At 67.4% G+C, this 25,160-nt stretch carries 34 protein-coding genes; 1 reads left to right on the top strand and 33 read right to left on the bottom strand.

Features of this window, described 5'->3' with window-relative positions:
* Positions 1 to 134: 134 nt before the first annotated feature.
* The 33 genes from truA to CW362_RS10825 form a co-directional block, all read right to left on the bottom strand.
* Positions 135 to 1,001, bottom strand: a complete 867-nt coding sequence (truA, locus tag CW362_RS10995) for a tRNA pseudouridine(38-40) synthase TruA (protein ID WP_103549194.1) — start codon at positions 999 to 1,001, stop codon at positions 135 to 137.
* 92 nt (positions 1,002 to 1,093) lie between these two features.
* A complete protein-coding gene (gene rplQ, locus CW362_RS10990) occupies positions 1,094 to 1,591 on the bottom strand; it encodes a 50S ribosomal protein L17 (RefSeq protein ID WP_103549193.1) in 498 nt (165 codons plus the stop codon).
* Between the two features lie 215 nt (positions 1,592 to 1,806).
* Positions 1,807 to 2,829, bottom strand: coding sequence for a DNA-directed RNA polymerase subunit alpha (locus CW362_RS10985; protein ID WP_003966937.1), 1,023 nt, complete (start codon positions 2,827 to 2,829; stop codon positions 1,807 to 1,809).
* 178 nt (positions 2,830 to 3,007) lie between these two features.
* Positions 3,008 to 3,412, bottom strand: a complete 405-nt coding sequence (gene rpsK, locus CW362_RS10980; RefSeq protein ID WP_003956432.1) for a 30S ribosomal protein S11 — start codon at positions 3,410 to 3,412, stop codon at positions 3,008 to 3,010.
* Positions 3,413 to 3,481: 69 nt separating this feature from the next.
* Positions 3,482 to 3,862 (bottom strand): 30S ribosomal protein S13, encoded by a 381-nt coding sequence (gene rpsM, locus CW362_RS10975; protein ID WP_060901485.1) that lies wholly within the window; start codon positions 3,860 to 3,862, stop codon positions 3,482 to 3,484.
* 218 nt (positions 3,863 to 4,080) lie between these two features.
* Positions 4,081 to 4,194: a 50S ribosomal protein L36 gene (gene rpmJ / locus CW362_RS10970; protein WP_003998809.1), complete on the bottom strand. Its 114-nt coding sequence runs from the start codon at positions 4,192 to 4,194 to the stop codon at positions 4,081 to 4,083.
* A 69-nt stretch (positions 4,195 to 4,263) separates the two neighbouring features.
* Positions 4,264 to 4,485 (bottom strand): translation initiation factor IF-1, encoded by a 222-nt coding sequence (gene infA, locus CW362_RS10965; protein ID WP_003948620.1) that lies wholly within the window; start codon positions 4,483 to 4,485, stop codon positions 4,264 to 4,266.
* Between the two features lie 373 nt (positions 4,486 to 4,858).
* A complete protein-coding gene (gene map, locus CW362_RS10960; RefSeq protein ID WP_103549192.1) occupies positions 4,859 to 5,698 on the bottom strand; it encodes a type I methionyl aminopeptidase in 840 nt (279 codons plus the stop codon).
* Positions 5,699 to 5,921: 223 nt separating this feature from the next.
* Positions 5,922 to 6,578 (bottom strand): adenylate kinase, encoded by a 657-nt coding sequence (locus tag CW362_RS10955; RefSeq protein ID WP_103549191.1) that lies wholly within the window; start codon positions 6,576 to 6,578, stop codon positions 5,922 to 5,924.
* Positions 6,578 to 7,891, bottom strand: a complete 1,314-nt coding sequence (gene secY, locus CW362_RS10950; protein ID WP_103549190.1) for a preprotein translocase subunit SecY — start codon at positions 7,889 to 7,891, stop codon at positions 6,578 to 6,580. Before secY ends, CW362_RS10955 begins: the two co-directional genes overlap by 1 nt.
* 245 nt (positions 7,892 to 8,136) lie before the next feature.
* Complete coding sequence (gene rplO, locus CW362_RS10945) at positions 8,137 to 8,592, bottom strand: 50S ribosomal protein L15 (RefSeq protein WP_003974249.1); 456 nt, start codon at positions 8,590 to 8,592, stop codon at positions 8,137 to 8,139.
* A 2-nt stretch (positions 8,593 to 8,594) separates the two neighbouring features.
* Positions 8,595 to 8,774: a 50S ribosomal protein L30 gene (gene rpmD, locus CW362_RS10940; RefSeq protein ID WP_052580766.1), complete on the bottom strand. Its 180-nt coding sequence runs from the start codon at positions 8,772 to 8,774 to the stop codon at positions 8,595 to 8,597.
* The gene (gene rpsE / locus CW362_RS10935) at positions 8,774 to 9,379 is read right to left on the bottom strand and encodes a 30S ribosomal protein S5 (RefSeq protein ID WP_103549189.1); all 606 of its coding nucleotides are present in this window, start codon (positions 9,377 to 9,379) and stop codon (positions 8,774 to 8,776) included. The genes rpmD and rpsE overlap by 1 nt, the downstream gene beginning before the upstream one ends.
* 38 nt (positions 9,380 to 9,417) lie before the next feature.
* Complete coding sequence (gene rplR, locus CW362_RS10930) at positions 9,418 to 9,801, bottom strand: 50S ribosomal protein L18 (protein ID WP_103549188.1); 384 nt, start codon at positions 9,799 to 9,801, stop codon at positions 9,418 to 9,420.
* A gap of 3 nt (positions 9,802 to 9,804) precedes the next feature.
* The gene (gene rplF / locus CW362_RS10925) at positions 9,805 to 10,344 is read right to left on the bottom strand and encodes a 50S ribosomal protein L6 (protein WP_103549187.1); all 540 of its coding nucleotides are present in this window, start codon (positions 10,342 to 10,344) and stop codon (positions 9,805 to 9,807) included.
* A 24-nt stretch (positions 10,345 to 10,368) separates the two neighbouring features.
* A complete protein-coding gene (gene rpsH / locus CW362_RS10920) occupies positions 10,369 to 10,767 on the bottom strand; it encodes a 30S ribosomal protein S8 (RefSeq protein ID WP_010986352.1) in 399 nt (132 codons plus the stop codon).
* A gap of 211 nt (positions 10,768 to 10,978) precedes the next feature.
* Positions 10,979 to 11,164: a type Z 30S ribosomal protein S14 gene (locus CW362_RS10910; protein WP_003948630.1), complete on the bottom strand. Its 186-nt coding sequence runs from the start codon at positions 11,162 to 11,164 to the stop codon at positions 10,979 to 10,981.
* 5 nt (positions 11,165 to 11,169) lie between these two features.
* Entirely contained in the window at positions 11,170 to 11,727 is a 558-nt protein-coding gene (gene rplE, locus CW362_RS10905) for a 50S ribosomal protein L5 (RefSeq protein WP_103549186.1), read from the bottom strand.
* On the bottom strand, positions 11,724 to 12,047 hold the full coding sequence (gene rplX / locus CW362_RS10900) for a 50S ribosomal protein L24 (protein WP_037626986.1): 324 nt from the start codon (positions 12,045 to 12,047) through the stop codon (positions 11,724 to 11,726). The genes rplE and rplX overlap by 4 nt, the downstream gene beginning before the upstream one ends.
* Before the next feature lie 2 nt (positions 12,048 to 12,049).
* Complete coding sequence (gene rplN / locus CW362_RS10895) at positions 12,050 to 12,418, bottom strand: 50S ribosomal protein L14 (RefSeq protein ID WP_003998823.1); 369 nt, start codon at positions 12,416 to 12,418, stop codon at positions 12,050 to 12,052.
* A 100-nt stretch (positions 12,419 to 12,518) separates the two neighbouring features.
* Positions 12,519 to 12,803 (bottom strand): 30S ribosomal protein S17, encoded by a 285-nt coding sequence (rpsQ, locus tag CW362_RS10890; protein ID WP_103549185.1) that lies wholly within the window; start codon positions 12,801 to 12,803, stop codon positions 12,519 to 12,521.
* The gene (rpmC, locus tag CW362_RS10885) at positions 12,803 to 13,027 is read right to left on the bottom strand and encodes a 50S ribosomal protein L29 (protein WP_003998824.1); all 225 of its coding nucleotides are present in this window, start codon (positions 13,025 to 13,027) and stop codon (positions 12,803 to 12,805) included. The genes rpsQ and rpmC overlap by 1 nt, the downstream gene beginning before the upstream one ends.
* Positions 13,027 to 13,446 (bottom strand): 50S ribosomal protein L16, encoded by a 420-nt coding sequence (gene rplP, locus CW362_RS10880; protein ID WP_007443989.1) that lies wholly within the window; start codon positions 13,444 to 13,446, stop codon positions 13,027 to 13,029. The genes rpmC and rplP overlap by 1 nt, the downstream gene beginning before the upstream one ends.
* A 5-nt stretch (positions 13,447 to 13,451) precedes the next feature.
* Complete coding sequence (gene rpsC / locus CW362_RS10875) at positions 13,452 to 14,282, bottom strand: 30S ribosomal protein S3 (RefSeq protein ID WP_037747976.1); 831 nt, start codon at positions 14,280 to 14,282, stop codon at positions 13,452 to 13,454.
* Positions 14,282 to 14,629 (bottom strand): 50S ribosomal protein L22, encoded by a 348-nt coding sequence (gene rplV / locus CW362_RS10870; protein WP_003974262.1) that lies wholly within the window; start codon positions 14,627 to 14,629, stop codon positions 14,282 to 14,284. The genes rpsC and rplV overlap by 1 nt, the downstream gene beginning before the upstream one ends.
* Before the next feature lie 42 nt (positions 14,630 to 14,671).
* Entirely contained in the window at positions 14,672 to 14,953 is a 282-nt protein-coding gene (rpsS, locus tag CW362_RS10865) for a 30S ribosomal protein S19 (protein WP_015035577.1), read from the bottom strand.
* Positions 14,954 to 14,965: 12 nt separating this feature from the next.
* Complete coding sequence (gene rplB, locus CW362_RS10860; protein ID WP_020132633.1) at positions 14,966 to 15,802, bottom strand: 50S ribosomal protein L2; 837 nt, start codon at positions 15,800 to 15,802, stop codon at positions 14,966 to 14,968.
* A 39-nt stretch (positions 15,803 to 15,841) separates the two neighbouring features.
* Positions 15,842 to 16,258 (bottom strand): 50S ribosomal protein L23, encoded by a 417-nt coding sequence (gene rplW, locus CW362_RS10855; protein ID WP_103549184.1) that lies wholly within the window; start codon positions 16,256 to 16,258, stop codon positions 15,842 to 15,844.
* Positions 16,258 to 16,914: a 50S ribosomal protein L4 gene (rplD, locus tag CW362_RS10850; protein ID WP_103549183.1), complete on the bottom strand. Its 657-nt coding sequence runs from the start codon at positions 16,912 to 16,914 to the stop codon at positions 16,258 to 16,260. The genes rplW and rplD overlap by 1 nt, the downstream gene beginning before the upstream one ends.
* Positions 16,915 to 16,919: 5 nt before the next feature.
* Positions 16,920 to 17,564: a 50S ribosomal protein L3 gene (rplC, locus tag CW362_RS10845; protein WP_020135811.1), complete on the bottom strand. Its 645-nt coding sequence runs from the start codon at positions 17,562 to 17,564 to the stop codon at positions 16,920 to 16,922.
* A gap of 17 nt (positions 17,565 to 17,581) precedes the next feature.
* Positions 17,582 to 17,890 (bottom strand): 30S ribosomal protein S10, encoded by a 309-nt coding sequence (gene rpsJ / locus CW362_RS10840; protein WP_003948644.1) that lies wholly within the window; start codon positions 17,888 to 17,890, stop codon positions 17,582 to 17,584.
* Between the two features lie 992 nt (positions 17,891 to 18,882).
* Positions 18,883 to 19,323 carry a hypothetical protein gene (locus CW362_RS10830; RefSeq protein WP_162684040.1) on the bottom strand — a complete coding sequence of 147 codons (441 nt, stop codon included), beginning with the start codon at positions 19,321 to 19,323 and terminating at the stop codon, positions 18,883 to 18,885.
* Positions 19,324 to 19,430: 107 nt separating this feature from the next.
* The gene (locus CW362_RS10825) at positions 19,431 to 23,930 is read right to left on the bottom strand and encodes a DUF6531 domain-containing protein (RefSeq protein WP_103549180.1); all 4,500 of its coding nucleotides are present in this window, start codon (positions 23,928 to 23,930) and stop codon (positions 19,431 to 19,433) included.
* A gap of 204 nt (positions 23,931 to 24,134) precedes the next feature.
* Here CW362_RS10825 and CW362_RS10820 point away from each other — a divergent pair, with 204 nt between their 5' ends.
* Positions 24,135 to 25,154 (top strand): hypothetical protein, encoded by a 1,020-nt coding sequence (locus CW362_RS10820; protein ID WP_103549179.1) that lies wholly within the window; start codon positions 24,135 to 24,137, stop codon positions 25,152 to 25,154.
* Positions 25,155 to 25,160 lie beyond the last annotated feature (6 nt).

Below are 25,160 nucleotides of genomic sequence, written 5' to 3'. Positions count from 1 at the left end.
GCGCATGCCCGGCCGTCCACCGGCTCCACGCCCTTCACACCCGTCCGTGAACTCCCGACCGGCCTTCGGCGTCCCACAATTGACGCCCGTTCAGGCGAGCAAGCCCCGCGCGGGCCCGAACCGGTGAGCAGGCGTCAGCAGGATGCGCACCCGGCCGCTCCCGGCAACGTCCGCTTGTTCCGCGCCTCCTTGTTCCGCGCGGCCAGCAACTCGTCGGCCGGATAACCGACTTCCTCCAGCGTCAGCCCGTGCGGCCGCACGACGTGAACGGCCGAGTCCCGTACGCCGGCGGCGAGCACCTCGCCCGGCCAGTCGGGTCCGCGGTGTCCGTCCCCCACGAACAGCAGGGCCCCGATCAGCGACCGCACCATGTTGTGGCAGAAGGCGTCGGCCCGCACGGTGGCGGTGATGACACCGTCCTCGCCCCGCACCAGGCTCAGTTGCTGGAGCGTGCGGATGGTCGTGGCACCCTCGCGCTTCTTGCAGTAGGCGGCGAAGTCGTGCTCCCCCAGCAGCCGTTCGGCGGCCTGGTTCATGGCGTCCACGTCCAACGGCCAGTCGTGCCACAGGACATGACTGCGCAGCAGCGGGTCGACACCGCCCGGTTCGTCGGTCACGCGATAGGCGTAGCGCCGCCAGATCGCCGAGAACCGCGCGTTGAAACCGGCCGGCGCCTCGGTGAGCGACCACACCCGCACGTCCTTGGGCAGCCGTCCGGCCAGCCGCTTCAGCAGCTTCTCCCGGTGCTCGGCCCACAGTTCCTCGGGCAGGTCGACATGGGCGACCTGGCCGCGCGCGTGCACCCCGGCGTCCGTCCGGCCGGCCACGGTCAGCTCGTACGTGGTGTCCCTCGTCCGGGTCACCGTCCGCAGCGCGTCCTCGATCTCGCCCTGCACGGTCCGGCGTCCGGAGGCCTGCCGCGCCCACCCGGAGAACTCGGTCCCGTCGTACGACAGGTCCAACCGCACCCGGACGTACCCGGGCTCCGCTTCGTCACTCACACCTAGATCCTCTCAAGCCCGGGCTCCTCCCCGGGAACGCGAAAGCGGGCCCGCCCCGAAAGGGACGGACCCGCTCACAGCAAGGCAGTGCCTCAGGCGTCCTTCGACTCCTCGGCGGGAGCCTCGGCGGCGTCCTCGACCTTGGTGTCCTCGACCTTGGCCGGAGCCTCGGCGTCCTTGGCGGCACGCTTGGTGGCGGCCTCGGCCTCACCGGTGGCCTGCTGGGCCACGGTCAGGGCCTCCACCAGCTCGATGACGGCCATGGGCGCGTTGTCGCCACGGCGGTTACCGATCTTGGTGATACGGGTGTAACCACCCGGGCGGTTCTCGTAGCGCGGGCCGATCTCGGTGAAGAGCGTGTGCACGACGCTCTTGTCCGTGATCACCGAGAGCACCTGACGGCGGTTGTGAAGGTCGCCCTTCTTCGCCTTGGTGACCAGACGCTCCGCGTAGGGACGCAGGCGGCGGGCCTTGGCCTCGGTGGTGGTGATGCGGCCGTGCTCGAAGAGCGACTTCGCGAGGTTCGCGAGGAGCAGCTTCTCGTGCGCGGCGCTGCCGCCCAGACGGGCACCCTTGGTGGGCTTCGGCATGGTGTTTCTCCTAGGTGTCTGCCCCGGCCGTATGAGGTACCGAGGTCAGTATCCGAGCGGGCGGTCGCCCGTCGAAGATCCGGCACTTTTCAGCACCGGAGGAACCGAGCCCCGTAAGGGGCGCGGGGAACTGCGTGATCAGCCAAAGCCGACCGGCAGTCGAGATCGAACCCGGCGGGACCACCGCCCGGAGACGGCTGTCCCGCCGGAGGCGATCAGTACTGCTCGGTCTCGACGAAGCCCGCGTCCGCGTCGTCGTCGGCGCCGAAGGCGTCGGCGGCAGCGGTCGGGTCGAATCCGGGCGGGCTGTCCTTGAGGGCCAGGCCCATGCCGGCCAGCTTCGCCTTGACCTCGTCGATGGACTTCGCACCGAAGTTGCGGATGTCCAGGAGGTCGGCCTCGGAGCGGGCGACGAGCTCACCCACGGAATGGATGCCCTCACGCTTGAGGCAGTTGTACGAGCGGACCGTGAGCTCCAGCTCCTCGATCGGCAGCGCGAGGTCGGCGGCGAGGGCGGCGTCCGTGGGGGACGGGCCCATGTCGATGCCCTCGGCGTCGATGTTGAGCTCGCGGGCCAGACCGAACAGCTCGACCAGGGTCTTACCGGCCGACGCCATGGCGTCACGGGGACGCATGGCCTGCTTGGTCTCGACGTCGACGATCAGCTTGTCGAAGTCGGTGCGCTGCTCGACACGGGTCGCCTCGACCTTGTACGTGACCTTCAGCACCGGCGAGTAGATCGAGTCGACCGGGATGCGCCCGATCTCCTGACCGACCTGCTTGTTCTGAACGGCGGAGACGTAGCCGCGACCGCGCTCGACGGTCAGCTCCATCTCCAGCTTGCCCTTGCCGTTGAGCGTGGCGAGGACGAGGTCGGGGTTGTGGACCTCGACACCGGCCGGGGGCGCGATGTCGGCGGCGGTGACCAGACCCGGGCCCTGCTTGCGCAGGTACATCACGACCGGCTCGTCGTGCTCCGAGGAGACGACCAGCTGCTTGATGTTGAGGATCAGGTCGGTGACGTCCTCCTTGACGCCCGGCACGGTGGTGAACTCGTGCAGGACACCGTCGATGCGGATGCTGGTGACAGCAGCGCCGGGGATCGACGAGAGGAGGGTGCGGCGCAGGGAGTTGCCGAGGGTGTAGCCGAAGCCCGGCTCCAGCGGCTCGATCACGAACCGGGAGCGGAATTCGTCGACGACCTCTTCGGTCAACGAGGGACGCTGAGCGATCAGCATGTGGTGATCAGATCCTTCATTCGTGGACGCCCGCTATTTGACGCCCGACAGAACCGAGCCCCCGAGGAGGCCGGGTACAGCAAGGGTACGGGCGGTACGGCCCTTTTACGGAGCCGTACCGCCCGAAAACCTCTAACCAGCACAAGGCCGTCGAGATCGACGACCGAGCAGCCGTGCGTCAGACGCGGCGGCGCTTCGGCGGACGGCAGCCGTTGTGCGGGGTGGGGGTGACGTCCTGGATCGAGCCGACCTCGAGGCCGGTGGCCTGGAGGGAGCGGATCGCGGTCTCACGGCCGGAGCCGGGACCCTTGACGAAGACGTCGACCTTGCGCATGCCGTGCTCCTGCGCGCGGCGGGCGGCCGACTCGGCGGCCATCTGCGCGGCGAAGGGGGTGGACTTGCGCGAGCCCTTGAAGCCGACGTGGCCGGCGGAGGCCCAGGAGATCACGTTGCCCGAGGGGTCCGTGATCGAGACGATCGTGTTGTTGAACGTGCTCTTGATGTGCGCGTGGCCGTGAGCGACGTTCTTCTTTTCCTTGCGGCGCACCTTCTTGGCAGCGCCCTGACGACCCTTGGGGGGCATCTGTTTCTCCTACGGGGAGGTGGTCGGTCCTACAGCGAAGACCGCTGATGAAGCGTTGTCCGCTGAGGACTACTTCTTGCCCGGCTTCTTCTTACCGGCGATGGCGCGACGCGGGCCCTTGCGGGTACGAGCGTTCGTGCTGGTGCGCTGACCGTGGACGGGCAGGCCACGACGGTGGCGCAGACCCTGGTAGCAGCCGATCTCCACCTTGCGGCGGATGTCGGCCTGAATCTCGCGACGGAGGTCACCCTCGGTCTTGATGTTGGCGTCCACGTACTCGCGGATCTTGACCAGCTCCTCCTCGGAGAGGTCACGAACGCGCGTGTTCGGGTTCACGCCGGTCTCGGCCAGCGTCTGCTGGGAAAGGGTCCGGCCGATGCCGAACACGTAGGTGAGGGCGACCTCCACACGCTTTTCGCGCGGGATGTCAACACCGGAAACGCGTGCCATTCAATGGCTCCAGTTGTCGTTCGGAGGTCTTCCGCAGAACCGGATCCCGCCCGCCGTCGTCCTCTGATCCGATGGATCGAGCATTCGGTACGAACCGGGTCCCCGGCCTCCGACCGGGGGTGTCAGGCCTGATGAGAGTCAGCCCTGGATCCTGCGTATGAACATGTACTGCTTGCGTCGCGCGAAATATCTGCGGGTGCAGAAGGTGCGGTCGTGCGTCAGCCCTGGCGCTGCTTGTGGCGCGGGTTCTCGCAGATGACCATGACCCGACCGTGACGGCGGATCACCCTGCACTTGTCGCAGATCTTCTTGACGCTCGGCTTGACCTTCATTAGGTGAGGTTCTCCGGGTCAGTGCCACCCCCCGCGCCCCGGAATCGGGAACGCGGAGCAAGGCAAGATCTACTTGTAGCGGTAGACGATCCGGCCACGCGTCAGGTCGTACGGAGACAGCTCCACCACGACCCGGTCGTCAGGGAGGATGCGGATGTAGTGCATACGCATCTTGCCGCTGATGTGTGCCAGGACCTGGTGGCCGTTCTGGAGCTCGACCTTGAACATGGCGTTCGGAAGAGACTCGACGACAGTGCCCTCGATCTCGATGGCACCTTGCTTCTTGGCCACGCTTCGCCCTTCGAATCGACTACCTTGATCGACTTCGTGCGAGCGCATGCAGACATGCGGGTGCACGAGAGCCGACGAGTCAGTCTACGTCAGGGCTCCCGGAAAGACGAATTCGTCGCCGCCCTCCCCCGCCACTCATGACGATGCCCCACCCGTCGGCGCGGTATGCGCGAGGGGCGGGGCTGGCCGATTTACGGGGCCGGCGGGGAATGGGCGGACGAAAACACGCGGTGTGATATCGAACGCAAGATCGATATTAAACGATCTTGCGTTCCTCATCTGCCGCGGCTTCTTCCGGCCCCGGGGGGGGCGGCCCGCGGCGATCGCGAGCCGACGGCCACGGGCCCCGGCCCGCTCCCGGACCGGCGCTCCTTCAGCCCGCGAGGGGGTCGGGGGCCGCCGTGACCCCGTACTCGGCGAGCTTCGCCCGGCCGCCGTCGGGAGCCGTGAGGACCAGCGGCCCCTCGGCCGTCAGCGCCACCGAGTGCTCCCAGTGCGAGGACCAGGTCCCGTCCGTGGTGACCACGGTCCAGTCGTCCTCCAGCACCTCGGTCCGCGGTGTGCCGAGCGACACCATCGGCTCGATCGCGAGGCACAGACCGGGAACCAGCTTCGGCCCCTTCCCCCGCTTGCGCTCGACGTAGTTCAGCAGGTGCGGGTCCATGTGCATCTCGGTGCCGATGCCGTGGCCGCCGTAGTCCTCGACGATCCCGTACTTGCCGCCGCCCGGCTTGGGCTGGCGGCGGATGTACGTCTCGATCGCCCGGGAGATGTCGACCAGGCGGTTGCCCACCTTCATGGCCGCGATGCCCGCCCACATCGACTCCTCGGTCACCCGGGAGAGCTCGATCAGTTCCGGGGCGTGACCGGAGCCGACGAACGCGGTGAACGCGGCGTCGCCGTGCCAGCCGTCCACGACCGCGCCGCAGTCGATGGAGATGATGTCGCCGTCCTTCAGGACGGTCTTGTCGTCCGGGATGCCGTGGACGACGACCTCGTTGGCCGAGGTGCAGATGGTCGCGGGGAAACCGCCGTACCCGAGGAAGTTCGACTTGGCGCCGTGCTCCTCGAGGACCTTGCGCGCGACCTCGTCCAGATCCCGGGTGGTCGCGCCGGGCACCGCGGCCTCCCGCGTGGCCGCATGGATCGCCGCGACGACCAGCCCCGCCTCACGCATCTTGGCGATCTGCTCGGGGGTCTTGATCTGCACCATGGTGGCTGCGGCCTTTCTGGACCGGAACTACGGACTGTTCCAACGATACGGGGGACTCGACCCACCCCGCCCGGGGTCGGGGGACCCCGCCCCGGGCAGGGCCTCGGCCCCGCCCGGCTCGCACGTCGGCCGCGGCACCCGGTTGCGGGTGCCGCGGCCGATGCGACGTACTGCTTCACGCCCTCCACGGTGCCTGCGCACCGCGGAGCGGACCGCGCACGGACTAGGCGTCCTCGCGGGCCAGCGCCTCCATCGAGCGCGCCGTGACCTCTTCCACCTTGCCGAGCGCCGGGATCGTGACGACCAGGCCCTGGGCCATGTAGTAGTCGATGATCGGCTCGGTCTGCGTGTGGTAGACCTCCAGCCGCGTGCGGACCGTCTCCTCGGAGTCGTCGTCCCGCTGGTACAGCTCGCCGCCGCAGACGTCGCAGACGCCTTCCTGCTTCGGAGCCTTGTACGACACGTGGAAGACGTGCGCCGAGTCGTTGCGGCAGATGCGCCGGCCGGCGATCCGCTTCACGACCTCGTCCTCGGGGACCTCGAGGTCCAGGACCGCGTCCAGCTTCATGCCCTCGGTGTTCAGCATCTCGTCGAGCGCCTCGGCCTGCGAGACGTTGCGCGGGAAGCCGTCGAGCAGGAAGCCGTTCTCCGCGTCGGGCTGCTCCATGCGGTCCTTGGCCATGGCGATGGTGACCTCGTCCGGTACCAGTTCGCCCTTGTCCATGTAGGACTTCGCCAGCTTGCCGAGTTCCGTCTGCTGAGAGATGTTGGCACGGAACAGGTCGCCCGTTGAGATGTGCGGGATCGCCAGATTCTTGGCGAGGAACGCGGCCTGCGTTCCCTTCCCGGCACCGGGCGGCCCGACGAGGACGATTCGCATCAGCGGAGGAACCCTTCGTAATTGCGCTGCTGAAGCTGACTCTCGATCTGCTTCACCGTCTCGAGGCCCACACCCACGATGATGAGGATGCTGGTGCCACCGAACGGGAAGTTCTGGTTTGCCCCGAAACCAACCAACGCCACCGTCGGCACGAGAGCGATCAGCCCCAGATACAGCGAACCCGGCCAGGTGATCCGGTTGAGTACGTAGCTGAGGTACTCAGCGGTCGGCCGGCCAGCCCGGATGCCCGGGATGAAGCCACCATACTTCTTCATGTTGTCGGCGACTTCCTCGGGGTTGAACGAGATCGCCACGTAGAAGAACGCGAAGAACACGATCAGAAGGAAGTACAGCGTGATGTAAATCGGGTGATCGCCCTTGGTCAGGTTGTTGGTGACCCAGGTCTTCCACCCGGAGTTGCCCTTCGAGAACTGGGCGATCAGGCTCGGAATGTAGAGCAGCGACGACGCGAAGATGACAGGAATCACACCTGCCTGGTTGACCTTCAGCGGAATGTAGGTCGAGGTCCCGCCGTAGGAACGGCGACCGATCATGCGCTTCGCGTACTGGACCGGAATCCGGCGCTGCGCCTGCTCGACGAAGACCACCAGGGCGACCATGGCCAGACCCACCGCGATGACCGTGCCGAACTCGATCCAGCCGTCGGCCAGCTTGCCCTGGATCTTGACGGTCCACAGGGCGCTCGGGAAGGTCGCGGCGATCGAGATGAACATCAGGATCGACATGCCGTTGCCGATGCCGCGGTCGGTGATCAGCTCGCCGAGCCACATGACGACACAGGTACCGGCGGTCATCGTGATGACCATCGTGATGGTCGTGAAGATCGACTGGTCCGGAACGATCTGGTTGGCCACGGGGCAGCCCGAGAACAGCGCGCCGCTGCGGGCGGTGGCCACCAGGCCCGTGCCCTGCAGGACGGCGAGCGCGACCGTCAGGTAACGGGTGTACTGCGTGATCTTCGCCGTGCCGGCCGAACCCTCCTTCTTGAGGGCTTCCAGTCGCGGGATCACCACGGTGAGCAGCTGGAGAATGATGCTCGCCGTGATGTACGGCATGATGCCGAGCGCGAAGATCGTGATCTGCAGCAGCGCTCCGCCACTGAACATGTTGATCAGGCTGAACAGCCCACGGTTCGAGTCGGCCACGTCCATGCACGTCTGGACGTTCTTGTAGTCCACGCCGGGGATCGGGATGTGGGTACCGACCCGGTAGACCACGATGATGCCGAGCGTGAAGAGGAGCTTCTTGCGCAGGTCGGGCGTCCTGAACGCCCGGGCGAACGCGGTGAGCACGGTGCCTCCTGCGACCCCCGCGCTACTGCGTCAGAGGGTGACGGTCTTGAGGTTCGACGGATGACTGACAGCTAACCAACAGTCAAAGACCGCCCGGAGTTCCCGTGAGGCACGCCGGACGAAAATTAACAGTGCAGGCCACCTTACCGGCGACACTGCCCCCCTTGGAACGACCAACCGGGGATGCCCCTTTTGTGGGGCATCCCCGGTCGGGATCGTTCAGGTCATCGAGACGCCTGCTGAATTCAGACGAGCTCGGTGACGGTACCGCCGGCGGCGGTGATCTTCTCCTTGGCGGAGCCGGAGACGGCGTCGACCGTCACCTGCAGCGCCACGGAGATCTCGCCCTGGCCGAGGACCTTGACGAGGCTGTTCTTGCGAACGGCACCCTTGGCGACGAGACCCTCGACGGTGACCTCGCCACCCTCCGGGTACAGCGCGGCCAGCTTGTCGAGGTTCACGACCTGGAACTCGGTCTTGAACGGGTTCTTGAAGCCCTTCAGCTTCGGGAGACGCATGTGGAGGGGCATCTGCCCACCCTCGAAGCGCTCCGGAACCTGGTAGCGGGCCTTCGTGCCCTTGGTACCACGACCGGCCGTCTTACCCTTCGACGCCTCACCACGACCGACACGGGTCTTGGCGGTCTTGGCGCCCGGGGCGGGACGGAGGTTGTGGATCTTGAGCGGGTTGTTCTCCGCCATGATCAGACCTCCTCAACCGTCACGAGGTGGCGGACGGTGTGCACCATGCCGCGGAACTCGGGGCGGTCCTCCTTGACGACCTGCGTGTTGATGCCCTTGAGACCAAGGGAGCGCAGGGTGTCACGGTGGTTCTGCTTGCTGCCGATGTACGACTTCACCTGCGTGATCTTGAGCTGTGCCATCAGACACCAGCCCCGGCACGCGCACGGAGAAGAGCCGCGGGGGCGACGTCCTCGAGGGGCAGACCACGGCGAGCCGCGATCTCCTCGGGACGCTGCAGGCCCTTGAGGGCCGCCACGGTCGCGTGCACGATGTTGATCGCGTTCGAAGAACCGAGCGACTTCGACAGGATGTCGTGAACGCCGGCGCACTCGAGCACTGCACGCACGGGACCACCGGCGATAACACCGGTACCGGGGGAAGCAGGCTTGAGCAGGACGACGCCCGCGGCCTTCTCGCCCGTGATCGGGTGCGGGATGGTGCCCTGGATACGGGGGACCTTGAAGAAGTGCTTCTTGGCCTCTTCAACACCCTTGGCGATCGCGGCCGGCACCTCCTTGGCCTTGCCGTAACCGACACCGACGGTGCCGTCACCATCGCCCACCACGACCAGCGCGGTGAAGCTGAAGCGACGACCACCCTTCACAACCTTGGCGACGCGGTTGATCGCGACGACGCGCTCAACGTACGCGGTCTTCTCGGCGGCAGCAGCGCCGCCGTCACGGCCCTTCCGGTCCCGCCGCTCGCCGCCACCGGCACCGCTTCCACGGCGCTGGGGTCCAGCCATTGGATTACCTCTCTCTTTCCGCTAGCTACGGAAGCGGCTCAGAACTTGAGCCCGGCTTCGCGGGCGGCGTCCGCCAGGGCGGCGATGCGCCCGGCGTACTGGTTTCCACCACGGTCGAATACGACAGCCTCGACACCGGCGGCCTTGGCGCGCTCGGCGACCAGGGCGCCGACCGACTTGGCCTGCGCGGACTTGTCGCCCTCGCCACCACGGATCGTGGTGTCCAGGGTCGACGCCGACGCGAGGGTGTGACCCTTAACGTCGTCGATGACCTGGGCCACGATGTGGCGGTTGGAGCGCGTCACGACCAGACGCGGACGCTCAGCCGTACCCGAGATGTGCTTACGGATGCGGATGTGACGACGCTTGATGGCAGCACGCTTGTAAGCGTCGCCCTTAGCAATCTTGACACCGTATGCCATGGCTTACTTACCCGCCTTTCCGACCTTGCGGCGGATGACTTCGCCTTCGTACTTGACGCCCTTGGCCTTGTACGGGTCGGGCTTGCGCAGCTTGCGGATGTTGGCCGCAACCTCGCCGACCTTCTGCTTGTCGATGCCCTCGACCGAGAAACGGGTCGGGGTCTCCACCTTGAAGGTGATGCCCTCGGGGGCCTCGACAGTGATCGAGTGGCTGTAACCGAGCGAGAACTCCAGGTCGGAGCCCTTCGCCAGGACGCGGTAACCAACACCGCTGATCTCGAGCTTCTTCACGTAACCCTCGGTCACGCCGGTGATCATGTTCGCCACCAGCGTGCGGGACAGGCCGTGGAGGGCCTTGTTCTGACGCTCGTCGTTGGGGCGGGTGACGTTCAGAACGCCGTCCTCACCCTTGGCGATGTCGATCGGCGCCACGACGGTGTGGGTCAGGGTGCCCTTGGGGCCCTTGACCGCGACCGTACGGCCGTCGATGGTGACGTCCACGCCGGCGGGAACCGTGATGGGGAGCTTGCCAATACGCGACATAGCTGTTTCCTCCGTTCCCTTCCGCTACCAGACGTAGGCGAGGACTTCTCCGCCTACGCCCTTCTTGCCGGCCTGCTTGTCGGTGAGGAGCCCGTGCGACGTGGAGATGATCGCCACGCCGAGGCCGCCCAGTACCTTGGGCAGGTTGGTGGACTTCGCGTAAACCCGGAGACCGGGCTTGGAGATCCGCTTGATGCCCGCGATGGAGCGCTCACGGTTCGGGCCGAACTTCAGCTCGAGAACGAGGTTCTTGCCGACCTCGGCGTCCTCGACCTTCCAGCCCGTGATGAAGCCCTCCTGCTGGAGGATCTCCGCGATGTGCGACTTGATCTTGCTGTGCGGCATACCCACGGTGTCGTGGTACGCCGAGTTCGCGTTACGCAGACGCGTAAGCATGTCTGCGATCGGATCAGTCATGGTCATGAATTGGCCTTCGGCCTCTCTCGCCGGGGTTTCCTGTATGCGCCATCCCTCTCCCCGCTCATGGGCGGGACGGGTGCGGTGCGGGGACCTACGGCGTAGTAAGTCGTGTGGGCGTCAGGCGCCCAACCCTCCTAGCCTAAGCCATGGAGAGCTGGGCACCCGACAGAGCCCGTTACTTACCGAGAGCCCTGGAATCCCAGAATTACGGGGACTACCAGGAGCTCTTGGTCACGCCCGGCAGCTCGCCACGGTGAGCCATCTCACGAAGGCACACGCGGCAGAGGCCGAACTTGCGGTACACGGAGTGCGGACGACCGCAGCGCTGGCAGCGCGTGTAGCCACGCACACCGAACTTGGGCTTACGAGCAGCCTTGGCAATCAGAGCCTTCTTCGCCATCTCGCTTACGCCTCCTTGAAGGGGAAGCCGAGGTGACGGAGAAGGGCGCGGCCCTCAGCGTCGTTGGTCGCCGTGGTCACCACGGTGATGTCCATGCCCCGGGTACGGTCGATCTTGTCCTGGTCGATCTCGTGGAACATGACCTGCTCCGTGAGACCGAAGGTGTAGTTGCCGCGGCCGTCGAACTGCTTGGGGGACAGACCACGGAAGTCGCGGATGCGCGGGAGCGCGAGCGACAGGGTGCGGTCCAGGAACTCCCACATGCGGTCGCCACGGAGCGTGACGTGGGCACCGATCGGCTGACCCTCACGCAGCTTGAACTGCGCGATGGACTTGCGGGCCTTGGTGATGGCCGGCTTCTGACCGGTGATCGTGGTGAGGTCACGGACGGCACCGTCCATGAGCTTCGAGTCACGGGCGGCGTCGCCGACACCCATGTTGACCACGATCTTCACGAGGCCCGGCGTCTGCATGACGTTCTCGTAGGAGAACTCTTCCTGCAGCTTCGCCGCGATCTCCTCGCGGTACTTCGTCTTGAGACGCGGAGTGGTGGTAGCCATCAGATGTCCTCACCCGTCCGCTTGGCAACGCGGATCTTGTTGCCCTCTTCGTCGAAGCGGTAACCGACGCGCGTGACGACCTTGTTGCCGTCCTTCTCAACGACCAGCTGGACGTTGGAGACGTGGACGGGCGCCTCGGTCGTGACGATGCCGCCGGCCTGCGAACCCTTGGCGGTGGGGCCGGCCTTCGTGTGCTTCTTGACCCGGTTGACACCCTCGACCAGGACGCGGTCCTCGCGGGGGAAGGCCGCGATGACCTTGCCCTGCTTGCCCTTGTCCTTACCGGTGATGACCTGGACCAGGTCGCCCTTCTTGATCTTCATGCTTACAGCACCTCCGGCGCGAGCGAGATGATCTTCATGAACTTCTTCTCGCGCAGCTCACGGCCGACGGGGCCGAAGATACGGGTGCCACGAGGGTCGCCGTCGTTCTTCAGAATGACGGCGGCGTTCTCGTCGAAGCGGATGTACGAGCCGTCCGGACGGCGGCGCTCCTTGACGGTGCGAACGATGACGGCCTTGACGACGTCACCCTTCTTCACGTTGCCGCCGGGGATCGCGTCCTTGACGGTGGCGACGATGACGTCACCGATGCCCGCGTAGCGGCGACCGGAGCCACCGAGCACACGGATGCAAAGGATTTCCTTCGCACCAGTGTTGTCGGCGACACGCAGTCGCGACTCCTGCTGGATCACGTCTATCTCCTGATTGTCTGCCGGTTCCCGGGGCGGGGCCGTCTAGGACGGTCCCGCCCCGAGCCTGGCGGAACGAACCTGAGGGAAACCCCTCAGGTGATTACTTGGCCTTCTCGAGGATCTCGACGATGCGCCAGCGCTTCGTCGCAGACAGCGGCCGGGTCTCCATGAGGAGGACGCGGTCGCCGACGCCGGCGGCGTTCTGCTCGTCGTGGGCCTTGAGCTTGCTCGTACGGCGGATGACCTTGCCGTACAGCGCGTGCTTGACGCGGTCCTCGACGGCGACGACGACGGTCTTGTCCATCTTGTCGCTGACGACCAGACCCTCACGGGTCTTGCGGAAGCCGCGCTCGGTCTTCTGCTCAGTCACGTTGCTCTCGCTCATCAGGCGCTCTCCACCGTCTCGATGCCCAGCTCGCGCTCACGCATCAGGGTGTAGATCCGCGCGATGTCCTTGCGGACGGCCTTCAGCCGACCGTGGTTCTCGAGCTGACCGGTCGCCGCCTGGAAGCGGAGGTTGAACAGCTCTTCCTTGGCTTCGCGGAGCTTCGCGAGAAGCTCCTCGTCACCCAGTTCGCGCAGCTCGGACGCCTTGGTACCGGCCGACATCACGCTTCACCTGCCTCGCGCTTGACGATCCGGCACTTCATCGGCAGCTTGTGGGCTGCGCGAGTGAGGGCCTCACGGGCGATCTTCTCGTTGGGGTAGGACAGTTCGAACATGACCCGGCCCGGGTGCACGTTCGCGATCCACCACTCCGGCGAACCCTTACCGGAACCCATGCGGGTCTCGGCAGGCTTCTTCGTGAGGGGGCGGTCCGGGTAGATGTTGATCCAGACCTTGCCGCCACGCTTGATGTGGCGGGTCATCGCGATACGGGCCGCCTCGATCTGGCGGTTGGTCACGTAAGCCGGCGTGAGGGCCTGGATGCCGTACTCGCCGAACGCAACAGTCGTACCGCCCTTGGCCATACCACGGCGCTTCGGGTGGTGCTGCTTGCGGTGCTTGACCCTACGGGGGATCAGCATGTCGGTCAGGCCTCCGTTCCGGTGCTCTCAGCCGGAGCGGCGGCGGGAGCCTCGGCCTTGGGGGCCTCGGCAGCCGGAGCCTGCTGCGGCTTACGACCGCGACCGCCACGCTCGCCACCGCGGCCACCACGGCCGGCCGGGCGGTCAGCGCCGCCACGGGCCGGGCGGTTGCCCGCGCGGGCAGCAGCGTTCTCGGCGCGGACCTCGGCGATGTTCTTGACGTCGCCCTTGTAGATCCAGACCTTCACGCCGATGCGGCCGAAGGTCGTCTTGGCCTCGAAGAAGCCGTAGTCCACGTTCGCGCGGAGCGTGTGCAGGGGCACACGGCCCTCGCGGTAGAACTCCGAGCGGGACATCTCGGCGCCACCGAGGCGGCCACCGCACTGGATCTTGATGCCCTTGGCGCCGGCCTTCATGGCGGACTGCATGCTCTTGCGCATGGCCCGACGGAAGGAGACGCGGGAGGAGAGCTGCTCGGCAACGGCCTGGGCCACGAGCTGAGCGTCCGTCTCGGGGTTCTTGACCTCGAGGATGTTCAGCTGGACCTGCTTGCCCGTGAGCTTCTCGAGGTCGCCGCGGATGCGGTCGGCCTCGGCGCCACGGCGGCCGATGACGATGCCGGGACGGGCGGTGTGGATGTCCACACGCACGCGGTCACGGGTGCGCTCGATCTCAACCTTCGAGATGCCGGCGCGCTCCATGCCGGACGTCATCATCCGACGGATGGCGACGTCTTCCTTGACGTAGTCCTTGTACAGCTTGTCGGCGTACCAGCGGGACTTGAAGTCCGTGGTGATGCCGAGCCGGAACCCATGCGGGTTAACCTTCTGGCCCATTACCGGGTTCCTTCCTTGCTGCTGACGACCACGGTGATGTGGCTGGTCCGCTTGCGGATCCGGTAGGCACGGCCCTGGGCGCGCGGACGGAACCGCTTCAGGGTCGGACCCTCGTCGACGTACGCCTCGGAGATGAAGAGGCTGTCGGCGTCGGTGTGGTCGTAGTTGTGCGCGGCGTTGGCAATGGCGCTGTCAAGCACCTTGCCGACCGGCACGCTCGCGGCCTGCGGGGCGAAACGCAGGACCGCCTGAGCCTCCGTGGCATCCATGCCACGGATAAGGTCCACCACGCGGCGGGCCTTCATGGGCGTAACGCGGATGTACCGCGCCTGGGCCCTGGCTTCCATGGTTGTCCTTCCAGTGTCTGTCATGGTCATTCCACCCCGCTACTAGCGGCGCTTCGACTTCCGGTCGTCCTTGACGTGACCCCGGAAGGTGCGCGTCGGCGAGAACTCGCCGAGCTTGTGGCCGACCATCGACTCGGTGACAAACACCGGAATGTGGGTCTTGCCGTTGTGCACCGCGATCGTGTGGCCGAGCATGGCCGGGATGATCATCGAGCGACGGGACCAGGTCTTGATGACGTTCTTGGTACCGGCTTCGTTCTGAGCGTCCACCTTCTTTACGAGGTGTCCGTCGACGAAGGGTCCCTTCTTGAGACTGCGCGGCATCTAAACCCGCTCCTAGCGCTTCTTGTTCGTCTTGCGGCGGCGGACGATGTACTTGTTCGAAGCCTTCTTCGGCGAACGAGTACGACCCTCCTTCTGACCCCACGGCGAGACCGGGTGACGACCACCGGAGGTCTTGCCCTCACCACCACCGTGCGGGTGGTCAACCGGGTTCATCGCCACACCGCGGACGGTCGGGCGAACGCCCAGCCAGCGCTTGCGGCCGGCCTTACCCCAGTTGATGTTGCTCTGCTCGGCGTTGCCGACCTCGCCGACCGTGGCGCGGCAGCGCTGGTCGACCAGGCGGATCTCACCCGAAGGCATGCGGAGGTGGGCCATGGTGCCCTCCTTCGCGAGCAGCTGCACCGAGGCACCCGCGGAGCGAGCGAACTTGGCACCGCCACCGGGACGGATCTCGATCGCGTGGATCGTGGTACCGACCGGGATGTTGCGGAGCGCCAGGTTATTGCCCGGCTTGATGTCGGCCCCGGGACCGTTCTCGACGCGGTCACCCTGCGACAGGTTGCGGGGGGCGAGGATGTAGCGCTTCTCGCCGTCCGCGTAGTGAAGCAGCGCGATGCGCGCGGTGCGGTTGGGGTCGTACTCGATGTGCGCGACCTTCGCCGGCACGCCGTCCTTGTCGTGACGACGGAAGTCGATCACGCGGTAGGCGCGCTTGTGTCCGCCACCCTGGTGGCGAACGGTCACACGACCGGCGTTGTTACGGCCGCCCTTGCTGTGCAGCGGGCGGACCAGCGACTTCTCCGGCGTGGACCGCGTGACCTCGACGAAGTCGGCGACGCTGGAGCCACGACGGCCCGGCGTAGTCGGCTTGTACTTGCGGATTCCCATTTCTCAGTCCTCGTCCGATATTCGGACCAGGGCGCTCCGTTAGGAGGCCTGGCCGAAGATGTCGATACGGTCGCCCTCAGCGAGGGTCACGATCGCGCGCTTGCTGTCAGCACGCTTGCCGAAGCCCGTCTTGGTCCGCTTGCGCTTGCCCTGACGGTTGATCGTGTTGACCCCGGTGACCTTGACCGAGAAGACCGCCTGGACGGCCTGCTTGATCTGGGTCTTGTTGGCCCGCGGGTCCACGACGAAGGTGTACTTGCCCTCGTCGAGCAGCGCGTAGCTCTTCTCCGAGACGACCGGCTTGAGGAGCACGTCACGGGGGTCCGTGAAGGACTTGCTCAGCGGGGTCTCAACGGTGTTCTTGCCCTCGGCCTCGTGACGCTTCGCCTTGGCGATGCGCGCGACCTTCTTGGCCTTGGCGGCCTTGGAGGCAATGCTCGGGTGACGCGTAGCCATCAGGCTTCGCTCCCTTCGGTGTCAGCGGCCTGGGGGCCAGACACGAAGGACTCGAAAGCGGCCTGGGTGAAGACCACGTCGTCCGAGACGAGAACGTCGTACGTGTTCAGCTGGCCCGGCTCCAGGATGTGGACCTGGGGCAGGTTGCGCGCGGAGAGCAGCGCGGCCTCGTCGGAGCGCTCGATGACCAGGAGCACGTTCTTGCGCTCGCTGACCTTGCCGAGGAAGCTCTTGGCGGCCTTGGTGGAGGGGGTCTCGCCCTCGATCACGCCGGTGATGACGTGGATGCGAGCGTTGCGGGCCCGGTCGGTGAGGGCGTGGCGCAGGGCCGCGGCCTTCATCTTCTTCGGGGTCCGCTGCGAGTAGTCACGCGGCGTGGGGCCGTGGACGACGCCACCGCCGGCGAACTGCGGCGCACGGGTCGAACCCTGGCGCGCGCGGCCGGTGCCCTTCTGGCGGTAAGGCTTCTTACCACCACCGCGGACCTCGCCACGACGCTTGACCTTGTGCGTGCCCTGACGGGCGGCGGCCAGCTGCGCGACGACGACCTGGTGAAGCAGCGGAATGCTGATCTTCTCGACGTCGAAGATCTCGGCCGGGAGCTCGACGGTCCCGGCGTTGTCGCCGGAGGGCGACAGAATGTCAATGGTGGTCATAGTCCTCAGGCCCCCTTGGCCGCGGTGCGGACCAGGACGAGGCCGCCGTTCGGACCAGGAACCGCGCCCTTGATGAGGAGCAGGCCCTTCTCCGCGTCAACGGCGTGAACGGTCAGGTTCTGGGTGGTGACCCGCTCGTTGCCCATGCGACCCGCCATGCGGAGGCCCTTGAACACACGGCCCGGGGTGGCGCAGCCACCGATGGAACCGGGGGAGCGGTGCTTGCGCTGGGTGCCGTGTCCGGCGCCGAGGCCCTTGAAGTTGTGACGCTTCATGACACCGGCGAAGCCCTTGCCCTTGCTCTTGCCGGTCACGTCCACCTTGATGCCGGCCTCGAACACCTCAGCGGTGATCTCCTGGCCGAGGGTGTACTCGCTGGCGTCAGCGGTACGGATCTCGACGAGGTGGCGGCGGGGGGTGACGTCGGCCTTCGCGAAGTGGCCCTTGAGGGGCTTGTTCACCTTGCGCGGGTCGATCTCGCCGAACGCGATCTGGACGGACTCGTAGCCGTCGACGTCGTTCGTACGAACCTGGGTCACGACGTTCGGGCCGGCCTTGACGACGGTGACCGGAACAACACGGTTGTTCTCGTCCCACACCTGCGTCATGCCGAGCTTCTCGCCGAGGATGCCCTTGATCTGCTTAGCCATTCTCAGATCACCGATCCCTAGAGCTTGATCTCGATGTCGACACCGGCCGGAAGGTCGAGTCGCATCAGAGAGTCAACGGTCTTGGGCGTGGGGTCGAGGATGTCGATGAGGCGCTTGTGGGTGCGCATCTCGAAGTGCTCGCGAGAGTCCTTGTACTTGTGCGGCGACTTGATGACGCAGTACACGTTCTTCTCAGTGGGCAGCGGCACCGGGCCCGCGACCGACGCACCAGTGCGGGTCACCGTCTCGACGATCTTCTTCGCCGAGGAGTCGATGACCTCGTGGTCGTAGGCCTTGAGCCGGATGCGGATCTTCTGTCCCGCCATGGCTACTCAGTAGTCCTTTGTCTCGATTTAAACGCTCTGGCACTCGGGGGTTCGCGTCCTGGTCTCCGACCCACGCGGTCGGGTGTGTCGCGCTCCTGGCGACAGGGATATCCGTCACGGATTTCCCTACCAGGGACGCGGCTCCGCCCGAAAGCAACCGCGGGACCGGGGGCGAGAACACCCACCGGGCGCCTGGCCTGCACCCCGCTGACACTTCCCGGAAGATTCCCGTACGTCCGCCCCAGCGCTGCCTCGCGGCAGAGTGGGCGACGAGTACTGTGGGACTCGCTTCCAGTCCTCCCGACGGGAGGCGCGCAGCATCGGCACTCGACCGAGCAACCCCGTTAGTCTGCCATACCGGACGCCCCCCTGGCCAATCGAGCCGAGGATCGTACCCCTAAGGTGACGCAGATCAAACCCGGCTCGACCACAACCGAAACCGCCCCGGCGAAATCCACCGATTGACCCGTTTCGGCCTGCCGAACAGCGCGTCACCCTTCGACCTCACGAACGACACCGTCGACGATCCGGGGGAGGGAGACACGCCTTCACCGCTTTCCCAGTCCCACCTGGCCGCCAAGCTCTCCCCACCCCGCCTCACCCCTCCGCCTACGGCTACGCACCGCCGGGCATCTCGGCGTCGTCGATGCCCAGTTCTTCCGCCGCCTGCCGGCGCAACGGGGCCGGCCACTCACTCGGCGTGCCAGTGGCGATACCTCCCTGTGCCGGTCCTGGGAGTCACGCGCCACACGCAGCCAGTCGAGGATGCGGGCGCGTGACTCGGGAACCGTCTGGGCCACCTCCGCGGCCCGGCTCTCCCCGATGTACCCCATGCCGAGGACGACAGCGTCCACCCGGTCCATCAAGTCCCAGTCGTCCGCCACGAATTCCGTTCTCCTCCCCCGCACCGCATGCGATGCCCAGCCTGCGGCCCCCGACCTACGACACCGCGCTCGCCGGCACCCGCGGTGGTCCTCCCGGCCGCCGACGGATCAATCCCACGGATCACGCAGTGGCCTGCGCTTCCACCACTGCGCGAGTTCCGCCTCGGGACGCTCCTTCGTCGGACGTACCCAGGCGCGCAGGGATCGCTCCGGATCCGGAACGCTCGCGGCCGCGAAGCGTTCGTCCAGCTGCGCCAGCAGTTGCCCCAGCGCACCCTCCCGGGCCTCCGCGGGCAGCCCGGGCATCAACTGCTCGAGCGAGTCACGGGAGTCGAGGTCGTTCTCGTAGGCGCTGATGGGATAGAAGTCGTCGCTCGACCAACCGGGCTCCATCCGGCGCACCACACGCTCCCAGGAAGCGAACCGATCGGCGACCGAGTAGACGGGAGTCGTGATCCTCTCCCGCAGCGCCGGCGCGACCCGGGACCGCTCCACCTCGAGACGCTCCGTGTCGCACCGGGCGACGGCTTCCAGGACCTCTGCCGGCAATCCCGCCCACACGGACCTCGTGTCCGGCGCGGATCGGAACACGTCGCGTGGTTCCCGTTTCCTGCCCCGTCGCGCCGGGGTGGGCCCCTCTGCCCGCGTCAACGCAATCACTCCTTCAGTTGCTTCAGGAAGTACTCATAGCCGTCATCGGGCTGCATGAAGGTCCCGTTGTCCCCTTCCCGGATCAGCATCGTTCCCGTCGCATCGTCCCACCAGGCGAAACGAGGATTGCCCGACGTGGTGCTTCGCATACGGATACCTGGGGAGTTGGTCATCAGATCCTCCAAGTGCTCCGGCACGTCCAGGTCGTCGACGCCCGGAATCCCTCTGTTCTTGATGTCTCCGTGCGCCGCGATCTTGTCGGCGAGCATCGGCAGATTCCCTGCCTGGCTCGCGGGGTCCGGCTTGCCGATCTCGTAGAGCCCGAGCGGGTCGGCCATGAGAAGTGGATCGAGGACGTAGAGGAAGGGATGCGGAGCGGGCCCCAGACCGAGCGGATCGGGGCTGACGTAGCCCGCCGTCTCCGGGTCGTAGTAGCGGTGCACGTTGTAGTGCAGACCGGTCTCAGGGTCGTAGTACTGCCCAGGGGACCGAAGCGGCGTATAGGCGCGGCCTCCGCTCTTCCAGGCGGTGACCCCCCACAGCGTGCTCCGCGCCCGCCAGGCGACGCTGCCGTCCTCACCGACGAGTTCGGTGGGCGCACCCGCCAGATCGGCGACGACGGCGAAGAACCGTGAGTCGATCTCCTCGTGCGAGGCGGTGAGGATGCGTTCGGTCTGGGCGATGGGGCGCAGCCCGTCGTACTCCCAGGACAGGGCCACGGGCCGAGTGCCTTCGGCGTCGGTCGTGACCTGCTCGCAGAGAGTGGCTCCGTCCCAGGTGAAACGGGTCTCCTCCACCACGGTGGTTCCCCCGACGGCCAAACGCTGCTTGGCGATGCGGCGTCCCATCGGGTCGTAGCGGTATCGCCAGCACGTCCCGTCGGGGGTGTGCACGGAGGTGAGCCGATCTTCCGCGTCCCATGTGTAGGCCCAGGCCTCCGGCTTGCGTGAGAGGCGCGTGCGGTGCCGACGGATCAACCGCCCTTGCTCGTCGTACCGATAACGGGTGGCTCCCGCCCCGACGATCCGGCCGCCCCCGTGGGCGCGAGGGCCCACCGCCGCCTGGCCGGGGTGCCGACTCGGCCAGGCGGCATCCGTCTGCGCTCCGGTCTCGTCGTACGCGTAGGACTCCAGCCAGTCTTCCGCCCGTACGGCGGTGGTACGGCCTGCGGCATCCAGCTCGAAGCCCCGGCTCTCCCCGTCCAGGCCGTCGATGCCGATCAGATGCCCGTCGGCGCGGTAGTGGTAGGAGCGGTCGCTCACGGTGCGCCCGTCGCCGGTGGCAACGGCCTGCGTCGTGACTCTGCCGAGTCGGTCGTACCCGCGGCTCAGCGACAGAGCGTCGTCCACGCCGACGGAAAGCAGTCGCCGTGCGTCGTCGTAGCGGAAGTCGAGCGTGCGTCCCGCGGTACGAACCTGGGCGACCTCGCCACGGCCGTCGTACGTCTTCGTGCTGGTGACACCCGTGGGGGTGGTGCGGCTCAGCGACCGCCCCGCCGCATCGTGCGTGAAGGTGGTGGTCCGACCGTTGACGGTCTCCGAAAGGAGGCGTCCCTCGGGGTCTCGCCGGAGGACCACCGTGGCGTCCCGGCCCACGGCCTCGCAGAGCCGGTCGTTCAGGTCGTAGGTGTACGTGCTCACCGCACCGTCCACGTCCTTGACGATCATGCGACCGAAGGGGTCCCTGGTGATGCGGACCGTCTGCCCGAGCCCGTTCCTGCGCAGGACGACCTGGCCCTTGGCATCCCGGCCGTAACGCCTGGACCGCCCGTCGAAATCCGTCTCCGAGGCGAGTCGCCCCGCGACGTCGTACTCGTACGTCCAGTGACGACCGTCAGGGCGGCCCACCTTGATCAGTCGCAGGGAGGGGTCGTACGCGAAGGTGTGGCGGACGCCGTCGGGCCCGGTCCGTGCCGCGAGCAGATTGAAGTGGCCGTACTCGAAGCGTGTGACGGCTCCCATGACATCGGTGTGGCTGACCCGGTTCCCCTCGGCGTCGTACGTCCACACCTCCGTCTGCCCGTCCGCGTCGGTGCGCCGCGTCAGTTCGCCTTCCGCGCCCCACTCCATGGAGGTCATGTGGCTCAAGGGATCCGTGACCGTCGCCACGCGGCCGAAGGCGTCGTGTGCGTAGCGCGTGACACCGCCCAGGGGATCGGTGACGTGTTCGGCCAGGCCCGCCGGGTCGCACCGCACCCGGGTGAGGCCCCCTGCCGGATCAGTCACCGATGACAGGTGTCCGGCGTCGTCGTAGGTGTAACGAGTCGTCGCTCCACCAGGCTTGACGACCGTGACGCAGTTGCCGCGGGCGTCGTACTCCCGACGCAGCACCCGGCCGTCCGGGCGGACGGTGGTGACGAGGTGGCCCCGGGCGTCGTACGCGAGACGCACAGACGCACCGTCCGGGCGCCTGACCTCGAGGAGTCGACCGAGGTCGTCGTAGCTCCTGGTCGTGGTGTGGCCCAGCTCGTCCGTCCAGGAGGTCGGCCGGTGGTGCTCGTCCCATGACGTGCGGGTCGTGCCGCCGAGCGGATCGATCTCGGCGACGACCTGGCACCTGTCGTTGACGACGAACCGGCTGACAGCGCCCTCCGCCGTGGTGACGGTGGTGATCCGGGCATCGGGCCAGGCGGCGTCGACGCCGTCGTAGTCCAGGCTGAGGCTGAGGTGCCCTGCCTCCCCTCCTTCCGCTACGCATCGGTCCGCCGTGTCGTACGCGTACGAGTAGCCGCGGCCGTTGCGATCGGTCCACGACGTGATGCGGTGCCGCTCGTCATAGGTGAACCGCATCGGATGGCCCGTGGCGTTGACGACGGTGGTGAGGCAGCCGTCGGTGTAGCCGTAAGAGCGCAGGAGGAGGTTCGAACCGTCCTCGCCCGCGCCCGCGAGGTGAAGAGCCGTGACCCGACCGTCAGTGACCGTGACCTCGATTCGGTAGCCACCGGAGTGCCGGATCGCGAGCGGGGTTCCGTCGGGAGCGTGATCGAAATCGATCGTTTCACCGTTGCGGTTGGACATGCGCTTGAGGAGAGCGATGCCGTCGACCGGAACGTCGAACTCACGAGTGATGCCGGTGAGCGGGTCATCCACGTGGTAGCGGCCATTACCGAGACGGGTCAGGGGGAAACGCGGGCCTGCCTCGGGAAGGACCGGTCGCCGCGGCCCTGCGGGATGGGCATAACTGAGGAGCAATCCGTCCTCGGTGACCAGTACGACGCCGGCTCCGTCGACTTCCAGGCGCTGGTCGACCGTGGAGGCCCAGGTGCTACCGAACCACCAGCCCGTCCGGTAATCGGACGCGGCCCTGCGCGTGAAGACGAGGGGCAGGCTGCCGGGCAGACTGACGTCGGTCTCCGGGAAGTACATGGCCCCGGTGGCCATGTCCACGGGGTCGCTGCCCTTGGAGCGGACCGCGTTCTTGAGCCGGTTGTACGCGCCCTTCGCACCGTCCGCGAGCATGCCACGGGCGTTCTTGCCCAGCCCCCGCGCCGCCAGGCTCATCCCCTTCAGCCCGCCCTTGAGCCCCTTCATCGCCGCGAGGCCGCCCTTGAGTCCCTTGGCGAGTCCGCCGAGGGTGGTGAGCCCCTTCATGCCGGGTATGCAGTCCAGCGCCGCGAAGGCCACGTCCCACAGGGACGCCTGCCCCTTCGCGTATTTGTTGAGCGTGTCGGCGAGCACCACCAGGGCAGCGACCAGCACGATCGCGCCGAGGATCGGCCCCCCGATGATCATCGCGATGACCCCGAGCACCGCCACCACGACCTTGCACACCGTGACGATGGTGTCCCAGTTGTCGGAGAACCAGTCCCCGACCTCCTCCCACCACTTCCGGTTGTGGATCCCCGCGTCCGACGCCTCGCCGATCTTCGACTTCGCGTCCCGCGCCGCCTCCTCCCGCATCTTCCGGGCGTCCTCGGCCATCTTCTTCGCCGCGTCCAGCGCACCGTTCGCATCCGCCACGTCCGACCGCGCACTGGCCTGCGCCGACTTGGCGTGCTGGGCGTCCCGGGTCGCGGCACGGACCTTCGCCTCGTCCGGCTTCTCCGCGTCCTTGCTGCCGGTCGGATCGTCCTTGTACTTGTCCGCCTCCTTGCCGGCCCGCGTCACCCACGAATCCGCCGACGACAGACGCGACTTGGCCGAGGCGAGATCGGCCTGCGCCTCCCGCCCCTTCACCAGCGCCTTGTCCGCCAGCGCCTGCGCCCGCTCCAGCCTCGGCCAGTAGTCCCCGAGCGCGTCCCCCGCCATCTCGTAGGACTTCTTCAGCTTCTTCAACTGCTTCGGCACACCCGAGAACTCGGCCTGGAACGCCTCCGCCGACTTCCCCGCCCAGGCCAGAACGGCGTCCTCGCCCGCCATCCCCTTGATCAGCCGCAACGCGTCCGACACGTCATCGGCGAAATCATGCAGATCCTTCGACAGCTTCCGCACCCGGTCCGGATCACCCGGCGTCGGATCCCGGTCCAGATCCAGCACATGCCAGTCCCCCGGCCGGTTCCCCGCCATGCCGCAACCCCCGTCACGCCCGTCTCAACAACACCCGTACGCACAAGCGAACTTACAGGGAACACCCATGCGGCACGACGATCACCGCGGCGCGGGGCACGCGTGCGTCATCGGTCCCCGGGCCCTTGCACCGCCGGCGCGCCGAGCCCGGAAGCGGTTCATCCACCCGCGGCGCGGCGGGCGTCGGGCCCGTAGCCTCTCCCCATGGCTCGGACCACTCCCCCACGGCCCCTCGACATCACCGTCCCGTTTCCCGAACTCGCGGCGCTGGCCCGCAGCGCCGTGCGGCTGCATCCGCGGCCGGGCGCGCCGACGGCCCGGGACAGTTCGGTCGGCGGTCCCCTGCTGTGGCCGGCCGGCGAGCCGTGGCCCACGTGCCCGGACCACGACGCGCCCACGCACCGCGGTGTGGCGCCCGACGACGTACGGCAGCGGCGGCGCATCCTCGCCGACGCCTGGACCCGGCCCCGGGCGCAGGGCGCGGACCTGCTCACCCCCGATGAGCGGGAGATCGTCGACCGCGCGGTCGACGAGCGGCCCCTCCCTCAGGACGGGCCGATCCCCCTCATACCCGTGCTCCAGGTCTACGCCGCCGACGTCCCCGCGCTGCCCCGCCCGGCCGGCACCGATCTGCTCCAGGTCCTGTGGTGCCCGTTCGACCACGACGAGGACCACCTCCCCGCCGTGGAGCTGCGCTGGCGTGCCTCCGCCGACGTCACCGACCCGCTCGCCGCACCGCCCGCGCCCTCGGTGATCGGCAGCGACACCTACCTGCCCGAGCCCTGCCTGCTCCACCCGGAGACGGTCACCGAGTACCCGGCCCCGCACGAGCTGCCCGAGGAGCTGGCGGACCGGATCGAGGCGTGGGAGGACGAGCAGAACCCCGACGACGAGGACGACGTCGAGACCGTCGACTACCAGTACGACCTCAGCGTCGCCCCCGGCTGCAAGCTCGGCGGCCACGGCCCCTGGAGCTTCAGCGACCCGTTCCCGATGGCCTGCCCCGAGTGCGGCTCGGACGTGCGCCCGCTGCTCACCGTCGACGGCACCGAATGGGACGGCGGCACCGGGAGCTGGCGCCCCCTGGAGGACGCCGACTACGACGGCCTGCACTTCCTCGGCCCGGCCTGCTCCACCGGGCTCACCATCGGCCGGAGCTACAACCTTCAGATCTACGTCTGCGTGTCCTCGTACGACCATCCGCACGTGCAGAACATGCAGTGACCGGCC

The sequence above is a fragment of the Streptomyces populi genome, assembly GCF_002911015.1.
In the GTDB taxonomy this organism is placed as follows: Bacteria; Actinomycetota; Actinomycetes; order Streptomycetales; family Streptomycetaceae; genus Streptomyces; species Streptomyces populi.
This window is presented reverse-complemented; position numbering and strand designations above follow the sequence as displayed.